The organism is Acidovorax sp. MR-S7 (assembly GCF_000400995.2).
Classification (GTDB): Bacteria; Pseudomonadota; Gammaproteobacteria; order Burkholderiales; family Burkholderiaceae_C; genus MR-S7.
The window spans coordinates 40390-50021 of the sequence record NZ_DF238948.1 but is presented as its reverse complement, the minus strand read 5'-3'; the positions used below and the strand labels follow the sequence as shown (position 1 = coordinate 50021).

The 9632-nt window shown below is 68.1% G+C and carries 12 protein-coding genes and 1 pseudogene; 7 read left to right on the top strand and 6 right to left on the bottom strand.

The window, feature by feature from the left end; genetic code table 11:
- Window positions 1–72 precede the first annotated feature (72 nt).
- The 4 genes and pseudogenes from AVS7_RS16065 to AVS7_RS16050 form a co-directional block, all read left to right on the top strand.
- Window positions 73–504, top strand: a pseudogene (locus tag AVS7_RS16065) (hypothetical protein); the annotation flags it as partial.
- A gap of 5 nt (window positions 505–509) precedes the next feature.
- On the top strand, window positions 510–1091 hold the full coding sequence (locus tag AVS7_RS16060) for an isochorismatase family cysteine hydrolase (RefSeq protein WP_034691103.1): 582 nt from the start codon (window positions 510–512) through the stop codon (window positions 1089–1091).
- A gap of 21 nt (window positions 1092–1112) precedes the next feature.
- Window positions 1113–1589 (top strand): DUF421 domain-containing protein, encoded by a 477-nt coding sequence (locus AVS7_RS16055; protein WP_020229359.1) that lies wholly within the window; start codon window positions 1113–1115, stop codon window positions 1587–1589.
- Between the two features lie 184 nt (window positions 1590–1773).
- Window positions 1774–2214: a hypothetical protein gene (locus AVS7_RS16050; protein ID WP_024001688.1), complete on the top strand. Its 441-nt coding sequence runs from the start codon at window positions 1774–1776 to the stop codon at window positions 2212–2214.
- A gap of 3 nt (window positions 2215–2217) precedes the next feature.
- Here the strand turns inward: AVS7_RS16050 and AVS7_RS16045 are convergent, their stop codons facing one another.
- A complete protein-coding gene (locus AVS7_RS16045; RefSeq protein WP_020229357.1) occupies window positions 2218–2433 on the bottom strand; it encodes a hypothetical protein in 216 nt (71 codons plus the stop codon).
- 187 nt (window positions 2434–2620) lie between these two features.
- On the opposite strand from AVS7_RS16045, the gene AVS7_RS16040 reads away from it, so the two are divergent.
- Entirely contained in the window at window positions 2621–3592 is a 972-nt protein-coding gene (locus tag AVS7_RS16040) for an SDR family oxidoreductase (RefSeq protein WP_020229356.1), read from the top strand.
- A 36-nt stretch (window positions 3593–3628) separates the two neighbouring features.
- Here AVS7_RS16040 and AVS7_RS16035 read toward each other — a convergent pair whose 3' ends face one another.
- The 5 genes from AVS7_RS16035 to AVS7_RS16015 all read right to left on the bottom strand — a co-directional run bounded on the left by AVS7_RS16035 (window position 3629) and on the right by AVS7_RS16015 (window position 7770).
- Complete coding sequence (locus tag AVS7_RS16035) at window positions 3629–3952, bottom strand: hypothetical protein (protein WP_020229355.1); 324 nt, start codon at window positions 3950–3952, stop codon at window positions 3629–3631.
- Window positions 3953–4082: 130 nt separating this feature from the next.
- Window positions 4083–4457, bottom strand: a complete 375-nt coding sequence (locus tag AVS7_RS16030; protein WP_020229354.1) for a KGG domain-containing protein — start codon at window positions 4455–4457, stop codon at window positions 4083–4085.
- Between the two features lie 153 nt (window positions 4458–4610).
- The gene (locus AVS7_RS16025; RefSeq protein ID WP_020229353.1) at window positions 4611–5528 is read right to left on the bottom strand and encodes an SPFH domain-containing protein; all 918 of its coding nucleotides are present in this window, start codon (window positions 5526–5528) and stop codon (window positions 4611–4613) included.
- Window positions 5529–5554: 26 nt separating this feature from the next.
- Window positions 5555–5986 carry an NfeD family protein gene (locus tag AVS7_RS16020; RefSeq protein WP_020229352.1) on the bottom strand — a complete coding sequence of 144 codons (432 nt, stop codon included), beginning with the start codon at window positions 5984–5986 and terminating at the stop codon, window positions 5555–5557.
- A gap of 104 nt (window positions 5987–6090) precedes the next feature.
- Window positions 6091–7770, bottom strand: coding sequence for a SulP family inorganic anion transporter (locus AVS7_RS16015; RefSeq protein ID WP_020229351.1), 1680 nt, complete (start codon window positions 7768–7770; stop codon window positions 6091–6093).
- A gap of 141 nt (window positions 7771–7911) precedes the next feature.
- Here AVS7_RS16015 and AVS7_RS16010 point away from each other — a divergent pair, with 141 nt between their 5' ends.
- Both AVS7_RS16010 and AVS7_RS16005 read left to right on the top strand, forming a co-directional pair.
- On the top strand, window positions 7912–8373 hold the full coding sequence (locus tag AVS7_RS16010) for a BON domain-containing protein (RefSeq protein WP_020229350.1): 462 nt from the start codon (window positions 7912–7914) through the stop codon (window positions 8371–8373).
- A 28-nt stretch (window positions 8374–8401) separates the two neighbouring features.
- Window positions 8402–9616: a PLP-dependent transferase gene (locus AVS7_RS16005; protein WP_020229349.1), complete on the top strand. Its 1215-nt coding sequence runs from the start codon at window positions 8402–8404 to the stop codon at window positions 9614–9616.
- Window positions 9617–9632: the final 16 nt, after the last annotated feature.

Genomic DNA, 9632 nt, shown 5'->3' with positions numbered 1-9632 from the left:
ATTGTGCTTACGGACAGGCCGGCTCGCGCCGGCGGTGGATTGTCCGTTTACACAAAATTCTGCACACCCTCGCGCATGGCCTGCGAGAGCCTGGGTATCGATGCGGACGAGGCGGTTCCCTCGCGCCTGGTCGTCCGGCACATCGGCCAGTCCCTGGTGAAAGCCATGGAGCTGGCCAAGCAGGGCGGCGGCCCGGCCGCGGCGCAGCTCGTGGCCTGCGAGTGCGTGGTGCATGCGGAAACCAAGGACCACGCCAACTGGGAGCTGCTGGGCAAGGTCGCGCAAGCGGCCAGCGGGCCCGTGGGCCAGGCCTTGAAGGACGCGCACGACAAGGTGGAGAAGGACGAGGACCACCACCTCTACCACACGAAAGGGTGGTGCCGCGAGCTGTGGATCGAGAGCCTGGGCATGCCGGCGGTGCTGCCTCCGCCCGAAGAGGTCAAGCAGGTGGAAACCGCCATCGGCGCGTCCCGCGCGGAGCAGCAGCGCAGCAAGATGCTGTGACGCCCGTGCCGCGGCCCGCCTCGCTGAAGCGTACCTCCTTGCCGCGCAGCAAGGAGGTGCTTTTGCTGGTGGACGTGATCAATCCGCTGAACTTCCCCACGGCCCGCGACCTTCTGCCGGGCGCCGTGGCCGCGTCGCACGCGATTGCCCGGCTCAAGGCGCGGCTTGCACGGCGCGGCGTTGCCGCCATCTATGCGAACGACAACTATGGCACATGGCACAGCGAGTTCCGCGACATCCTGGCCGCCTGCTCCAGCCTGCCGGGCGAGCGCGGCGAGATCGCCCGCCTGCTGGCGCCCACCGGCCAGGACCTGGTCATCCTCAAGCCCCAGCACTCGGCGTTCCATTCCACGCCCTTGCAGCACCTGCTGGACAGGATGGGAGCCGAAAAGCTCGTCATCGTGGGCGTGGCCGCAGACATGTGCGTGATGCTCACGGCCACCGACGCGCGCATGCTGGGCTACAAGGTCTGGGTGCCGCAGGACTGCACGGCCGCGGAGTCGGAGCGCCGCAAGGGCGATGCGCTGCGCCAGCTCCATGGCGTCTTCAAGTGCTCCGTGCATGCCGCCGTGCGGCGCCGCGCGTGAGATCTGCAAAGGAGGGCGCCCATGCTGGACTTCGATCTCCCTGGCGTGGAACTGGTGGTCCGTGCCGCCGTGGTCTACGGCGTGCTGTTGCTGCTGATGCGCGCCAGCGGAAAGCGCACAGTGGGCCAGTTCACTCCCTTCGACCTGCTGGTGGTCATGCTGGTCAGCGAAGCGGCCGGCCCGTCGATGACGGGCAAGGACCAGTCCCTGTGGGGCGGCCTCGTGGTGTGCCTGGTGCTGATCGGCCTGAACACCGTAGTGGGCGTGGTCACGGCGCGGTTCCGCCTGGCCGAAAAGCTGCTCGAAGGGGAGGCGGTGCTGCTGGGGCGCGATGGAGAGATCTTCGACTCCGCGCGGAAAAAGCACCGCGTCTCGCAAAACGATATCGAAAAGGCCCTGCGCGAGGCGGACTGCGACCTGCAGGAGCTGCGCTATGCGTTTCTGGAGGCCGACGGCAGCATCAGCGTTCAGAAAAAGAAAAAATCCGGGGAGGGATGATTTTCAACCATGGAAAGCGACAAGGGCAACATGGCTGCAATATATGAAGCGAATGGTTGCATCCGCTTTGTTTTGCCGGACGCTGGCAACCGGAGCCGATCTTGTCCGACAGAGAGGGTTAGGGTTTCTGTTTATTTTTGGGTTTTCAGGCTCTCTTGGGAGTCATCGAAATATGGAGCAATGAATGATCTCCCCTCAAACCACCCGCCCCTGGGGCAAATCGACATTAAAGCCGCAGGATTTCAGCCATGATTGGGAAAATTATGTCACCATCAAGGTGAAAAGCGTCCGGGCCGTTGCTCTTTCAGGCCTGCATACATTTTCACAGGGGTCTTATTCCGTGGCGCAGGCCACGGGTTTCATCGAGTTGCTGGGCTCTCGCGCAGGCCCGCTGCGCACCTTGCTCCAGATCGGTTTCACGAATGCGGCGGAACTGCCGCCGCCGGGATTCGGCTTGTACGAATCCATCGCCATCGGCACGCTCACGCTGCCGGCGTCGTGTTTTGGCTCCGTCCTGCAACTGGTCAATAACCCTGCTGCGCATTTTCGCATCGGCGGCGATGGCCGTGAAAATGCCATTGCGACGGAGGCCCCTCTGCTGCAAATGGATAGCGCTGAAAAATAGGCGCTATCCAGGTTTCGCCATGCTTTTATCCAGGGCAGCTTTACCTTCCGGCGTAATGGCGAGCACTTGCGCGCACTGGGCCTCGCTTTCCACATCCGGCAGCTGGGCTTCTACCAGGCCTGCGGCCGCGAGCACCCGCAGTTTGTCGACGTCTGCTGGATTATCCACGGCAGTAGGGAATTTGCCGCGCGCCAGCGCCACCATGAGTTCCATGGGCATCGGGTCACTCCTTGCAAGTTGCACAGATTGTCAGTGGACGTGGAGGGCTTCGATAAATCACGGAGCAGAACATTACATGAACGCACAACTGCGTACAAGTGAGGGGTATAGGGCGGATTAGCCGATTTTTATGGGTGCCCTGCATGCGATAGCCCGGGTGCACCATTTACTTTCCGAGGCCACCACCATGACACTGCAAAAGCAACGGCAAATCCAGGAACGCCAGGACAAGAAAAAGGCCGCGCCCGCCAAGGCCGGCGCAGGCAAGGCATCCGGGCGCAGCGCCCCGGGGCCTGGCCGCGCCGAGCCCAAGCCGCCCCTGCCCAGGCAGCACCTCGCCAAGCCCGGGGTGGAAAAAGACATGCAGCTGCGGCCGCGGTTCCAGGCGCCGCATTACCGCGGCAGCGGCAAGCTCCAGGGCTTTACCGCGCTGGTCACGGGGGGCGATTCCGGCATCGGGCGGGCGGTCGCCGTGCTGTTCGCCCGCGAAGGAGCGGACGTGGCCATCGTCTACCTGAGCGAGCACGAGGACGCGCAGGAAACCTGCCGGCTGATCGAAGCCGAAGGCGGGCGCAGCCTGGCCATGGCCGGCGACGTGAAGGACCCCCGGTTCTGCAAGAAGGCGGTGCAGGCGGCCGTGAAGGCGTTCGGCCGGCTCAACGTGCTGGTCAACAATGCCGCGTTCCAGGAGCATGCGCAGTCGCTGGAGGACCTGACCGAGGAGCACTTCGACGAGACGTTCAGGACGAACATCTATGGCTACTTCCACATGGCCAAGGCCGCCTTGCCGCACTTGCAGCCGGGCGACTGCATCATCAACACCGGCTCGGTCACGGGGCTGCGGGGCAGCAAGGAGCTGCTGGACTATTCCGCGACCAAGGGGGGCATCCATGCATTCACCAAGGCCCTGGCGCACAACCTGGCGGACAAGGGCATCCGCGTGAACGCCGTGGCCCCGGGGCCGGTCTGGACGCCCCTGAACCCCGCGGACAAGCCGCCCGAGGAGATCGCCAAGTTCGGCGAGAGCACGCACCTTGGCCGGCCCGCGCAGCCGGAGGAGATTTCCCCGGCCTATGTGTTCCTGGCGGCGCCCGCCTGTTCCAGCTACATCACCGGCATCGTGCTGCCCATCACGGGCAATGCGGGAGACGGCGCATGAAGTGCGGCGCGGCCCTCGGCGGGGGGCCGTGGCGTCTTACCGGCGGGAAGAAGGGGGCGGCGTGGAGGACATTTCCGAAGGCGGCTTGAGCCTGCCCTGATCGGTTCCCTCGGCATCCCAGCTGCCGCCCGTGCGGCGCGTGTCGCCCCGCGGGTGGCTCATGTCGGTGCCGTCGTCGAAATTCAGCGGGCCGTCGTTCGGCAGGTCGTCGAGGGCATGAGCGGGAAGGTCGTTCACGCCGTCCGCCACGTCGGTTTCCGCACTCAGGTGGTCGTTGAGATCTTCTCCGCTCGGAAGATCGGCTGCCGTGCGGTCCGAGGGATCGACGGCCGGTTCGCGGGATGTGCTGGGTATGCGCATGGAAGCCTCCTTGGAAAAACGCCACGCCGCACGGTGGGCGGCAGGGTGCTGCGCACCCGAGGGGCCCCTGAGTGCCGCGTGGCGCGGAGCCGAAAGGCCCTGCGGGCCTTCCGGTCAGGTCAGAACACCGTCAACGGTCGTTCTTGTGGCTCTGGGTGCCGGCACGTGACGGCTGCTCGCTGGAGCCGCCGCGGGTGCTGCCCGTGCTGGAGGCGCTGCGCGTGTTGTTGGCGGCCTGCGAGGAGGCCTGGTTGCCGCCGTGGCTCTTGGAGCCGGCTTCGCGGGCTTCCTGCGAGCTGAACTCGTGGGCATTGCCCGAGGCATGTGCGGCGCGGCCGCCTTCCGCCGCGATTTCGCGCTGGCGTTCGGGGTCCATCGATGCGAAGCCGCGGCCACCCGACTGATTGCCCTGGTTGCCCTGGTTGCTTTGGTTGTGGCTCTGGCTGCCCTGGCGGTTGCTCTCGTTCGTGTGCTGGTTATGTCCCTGAGGATTGTTGGTAGGCATTACATATCTCCTATGGAGTTCCCAAGAAAAAGAAGCATGCTGGCGAATTCCAACCTGCGGAGATAAATGTGCGCCGCCGGTTTTGGCGGCCCCGTAAGCGCTATCCGACGTGGGGGTAGGCCCCGTGCGGCGATGGCCGCACAGGCTCCGGGCTCACCCGCGCTGCGTGCCCGCCTGCACCATCTTCATGGCCGACGTGATGAGCGCGGAGACCTCGGTCATGTTGCTCGGCACGACCAGCGTGGTGGTGGCGTCCTGCGCCAGCCTGCCGTAGGCGGTGACGGCCTGCTCGGCCACCTTGAGCTGCACCGCCTGTTCGCCGCCCGGCTGGCGGATGGCCGCGGCCACGCGCTCCAGCGCCTGCGCGGTGGCGTCGGCCACGGCCTTGATGGATTCGGCCTCGCCCTGGGCCTTGTTGATGACGGCCTGCTTCTCGCCTTCCGAGCGGGCGATGAAGGCCTCGCGCTCGCCGGTGGCGATGTTGATCTGCTCCTGGCGGCGGCCTTCCGACGCGGCGATCAGCGCGCGCTTCTCGCGCTCGGCGGTGATCTGCGCCTGCATGGCGCGCAGGATCTCGGCGGGCGGCGTCAGGTCCTTGATCTCGTAGCGCAGCACCTTCACGCCCCAGTTCAGCGCGGCCTCGTCGATGGCCGACACCACCTGCGCATTGATCATGTCGCGCTCCTCGAAGGTCTTGTCCAGCTCCAGCTTGCCGATCACGCTGCGCAGCGAGGTCTGCGCGAGCTGGGTGACGGCCATGATGTAGTTGGACGAGCCGTAGCTGGCGCGCATCGGGTCGGTCACCTGGAAGTAGAGGATGCCGTCCACCTGCAGCTGCGTGTTGTCCTTGGTGATGCAGATCTGGCTGGGCACGTCCAGCGGGATCTCCTTGAGGCTGTGCCGGTAGGCGATGCGGTCCACGAAGGGAATGATGAACTTGGGGCCGGGCGTGAGCGTGCCGGCGTACTTGCCCAGGCGCTCCTTCACCCAGGCGTGCTGCTGCGGAACGATCTTGACGGCGCGCACGATGAAGATCACGGCGATCACGAAGAGGACGATGGCGATTTCCATGGAGTGTCTTTCTGCGAGGGAATGGATCAAAGGGGATCGACCAGCAGCCGGTTGCCCACCAGCTCGGCCACGCGGTGCGGGCCCGTGGCGGGCGTGATGCCGGGGCGGTGGATGGCCGTCCAGCTCGCGCCGCGGTATTTCACGGTGGCGGTGCCGTCGGGCTGCCAGGCGTCGATGTGGACGGTTTCGCCCACGTCGAGGTTGACGCTGCGGTCCGCGCGGGCCGAGGGCTCGCCCGGGCGGCTGCGGCGCGCGAAATACGCGCCGAGCACGGTGGCGACGCCGACCACGGCGCTGGCCAGGATCTGCGCCGCCGTGCCCAGCCCGGCATGCGCGGCCACGGCGCCCGCGGCCAGGCCGACGGCCAGCATCAGCAGGTAGAAGGTGCCGGTGAGCAGTTCGGCCACCACGGCAGCGCCGGCCAGAAGCCACCAGTATGTGGATGCGTCGAGGTTCATGTCCCTTGAATGGAAAAAGTAAAGCCGGCCCATTCTGGGCGAAATGCGGCGGTTTTCAAAGGATGGACGGGCAGGGGCGCGGGGCATGCCCGCGCCTGCCGGTGTCAGGCGGTCGCTGGGGCGGCCTTTTGCAGCGCGGCGATGGCCTCCGCGTCGGTGCGGTAGGTGGCCAGGTGGGGGCCTTCGGCGAGTGCGCCAGCGCTCTCCAGCGTGCGCTGCACGGGCAGCTTGAGGCCGCTGACGTGCAGCGTGCCGCCGTGCGTCTGCAGCAGGTGGTGCAGGCGCACGAAGGCCTCCACGCCGGTGACGTCGATGCGGTTGATGGGCAGGGCGAACAGGCACAGGTGCCGCGTGTCCGGCCGCGCGGCCAGCTCGTCGGCCACGCGCCGCTCCAGCGCGTTGGCCGAGGCGAAGTCCAGCTCCGCGTCCATGCGCAGCGCCAGCACCTGCGGCGCCAGCGGGGCGAGCTGCCACAGGTGGCGGTCGCGCAGGCTGCCGTCCGGGTGCAGGCCGACCTCGATGATGCGCGGGTGCAGGCGCTGGTAGAGGAAGTGGCTCAGGTTCATCAGCAGGCCCACCAGTACGCCCCAGTACATGCGCGGCGCCGTGGCCAGCGTGAGGCCGAAGGTGACCAGGCCGATGGCGGTTTCCACCCGCGAGATGCGCCACAGCCGCAGCATGGACATGGGCTTGATGAGCCCCGTGACGGCCGTCACCACCACCGCCGCCAGCACCGACTGCGGCACGTGGTAGAGCGCGGGCGTGAGCCACAGCAGCGTGGCCAGCACCAGCAGCAGCGCGAACAGCGTCGCCCAGCCGCTCTTGGCGCCCGCGTAGAGGTTGATGGCCGAGCGCGAGAACGAGGCGCTGGTGGCGAAGCTGCCGCACAGCCCTGCGCTCATCTTGGCCATGCCGTGGGCGATCAGGTCCTGGTTCTCGTTCCAGCGGGTGCCGCCGCGGCTGTGCTCCACCTTGGCGCTCGACGCCGTTTCCAGGAAGCTCACCAGCGTCACCACCATCACCGGCATGACCAGCCCGCCCAGTTCGTCCCACGGCAGCCATCCCGGCCAGTACGGCGAGGGCAGGCCCGAGGGCAGGTGGCCCACCACGGCGCCGTCGGCATCGGCGTAGCCCATGGCCCAGCTGGCCAGCGCCGCCAGGGCGATGACCACGATGGCGGCCGGAAAGCTCGGCCGCCAGCGCCGCGCCAGCACCAGCAGCGCCAGGCTGCCCAGGCCGAAGGCCAGCGCGCGCAGGTCGAAGTGGTGGACCGACGGGTCGGACGCCAGCGCCCCCCAGGTGGTGCGCAGGCCCAGCAGCGCGGGCAGCTGCGAGGCTAGGATGAGCAGCGCCGCCGCCTGCGTGAATCCACCCAGCACCGGCGAGGTGACCAGGTTGAGCAGCCAGCCGAAGCGCAGGGCCCCCAGCAGCAGCTGCAGCAGGCCCGACAGCAGCGCCATCCATGCCGCGAGCTGCACCCAGTGCGCGCTGCCCGGCTCGGCCATGCCCGTGAGCGATGCGCCGATGAGCAGGCTGGTGAGCGCCGTGGGCCCCACGCCCAGCCGCGTGGACGAGCTCCAGAGCACGGCCACCAGCGCCGGCACCAGCGAGGCGTAGATGCCCGTGACCAGCGGCATCCCGGCCAGCGCCGCGTAGGCCACGCCCTGCGGCACCAGCATCAGCCCGACGGTCATGCCGGCCCAGAACTCTCCTTGCAGCAGCGCTGGCGTAGGGCGGGGCCAGGCGAGGAACGGGAACCAGCGGTGCAGCAGCGGGGTGGACATGGGGGGCGATTGTCGTCTCCCGCGCGACAGGGTGCTTGGCGGGGCGCCCTTGTCCTACTGCGGATTCGGTCCTCTCCGACCCGCACGGCGGGCCTGCCGGTCCTACAGTGGCAGGCATATCCACTGGAAGGAGAGACCGTTATGAACACCTCGCGTTTCCAACCGCACACCCTGCCGCGCCTGGGCGCGCTCGCCGCTGCCCTGGCCCTGGCCGCGGGCTTGGCCGCCTGCAACAAGACAGAGGAGCCCACCGCTGGACAACGCCTGGACTCCGCGATCGAGAAGACCGAGCAGGCCGCCCAGGAAGCCAAGCAGAAGATGGAGTCCGCCGCGCACGAGGCCGGCGATGCCACGCGCTCGGCCGCCGCCGACGCCGCCGCGCTCATGGACGATGCCGGCATCACCGCCAAGGTGTCCGCCGGCCTGGCGCAGGACCCGGACCTGAGCGCCATCAAGATCGACGTGGACACGCGCGCCGGCGTGGTCACGCTCAACGGCCCGGTGAAGACCGAACAGGCGCGCGAGCGCGCCACGCAGATCGCCCAGGGCGTGCAGGGCGTGAATTCGGTGGTGAACAACCTCACCATCAGCAGCGGGGGATAACCCCCTTTCCTGCGGCTACCATGCGTGGATGAGCGAGCAACCTATCCACGACCTGCCCACCCGCCTTGTCCACCACGAGTACACCCCGCCCGCGGGGTTCGCTGCGCCGCAGCCCGCGGTGCACAAGGCCTCCACCGTCATCTTTCCCAACGTGGCCGCCATGCGCGAGCGCGAGTGGAAGGACAAGAGCGGCTACACCTACGGCCTGCACGGCACGCCCACCACCTACCTGCTGGAGGAGCGCCTGGCCACCCTGGAAGGCGGCCGCCAGTGCCTGCTGGTGCCCAGCGGCCTCGCGGCCATCGCCACCGTGTCGCTGGCGCTGCTGCGCCAGGGCGACGAGGTACTGATCCCCGACAACGCCTACGGCCCCAACAAGGCGCTGGCCGAGGTGGAGCTGCGGCACTACGGCATCACGCACCGCATCTACGACCCGCTGGACCCGGACGACCTCGCCGCCAAGATCGGCGAGCGCACGCGCCTCGTGTGGCTGGAGGCGGCGGGCTCGGTGACGCTGGAGTTTCCCGATGTGCCCGCGCTGGCGCGCATCTGCCGCGAGCGCGGCGTGACGAGCGTGCTCGACAACACCTGGGGCGCGGGCCTCGCGTTCAATGCGTTCGACCTGGCGGGCGACGGCCGCCTGGGCGTGGACGTGTCCGCGCACGCCCTCACCAAGTACCCCAGCGGCGGCGGCGACGTGCTCATGGGCAGCATCGTCACGCGCGACGAAGCGCTGCACCTGAAGATCAAGCTCACCCACATGCGCCTGGGCCTGGGCGTGGGTGCCAACGACGTGGAGGCCGTGCTGCGCTCCCTGCCCAGCATGGCGCTGCGCTACCGCGCGCACGACGCCGCCGCGCGCGAACTGGCGCGCTGGATGGGCGCGCAAGGCCCCGTGGCCCAGGTGCTGCACCCGGCGCTGCCCGGCTCGCCCGGCCATGCCCACTGGCAGGCGCTGTGCGGCAAGGCGGACGCGGCGGCGGGCCTCTTCAGCGTGGTGATCGACGCGCGCTACACGCAGGCGCAGGTCGATGCCTTCTGCGACGGGCTGCGCCTCTTCAAGCTGGGCTACAGCTGGGGCGGGCCGATGAGCCTGGTCGTGCCCTACGAGCTGCCCGCCATGCGCGCGGGCGCCACGCCGCACCTCAAGCCCGGCACGGTGGTGCGCTTTTCCGTGGGACTGGAAGCGGTGGAGGACCTGCGCGCCGACCTGGCCCAGGCGCTGCGCCAGGCCTTCGCGTAAAGTTTGAATGAAATCG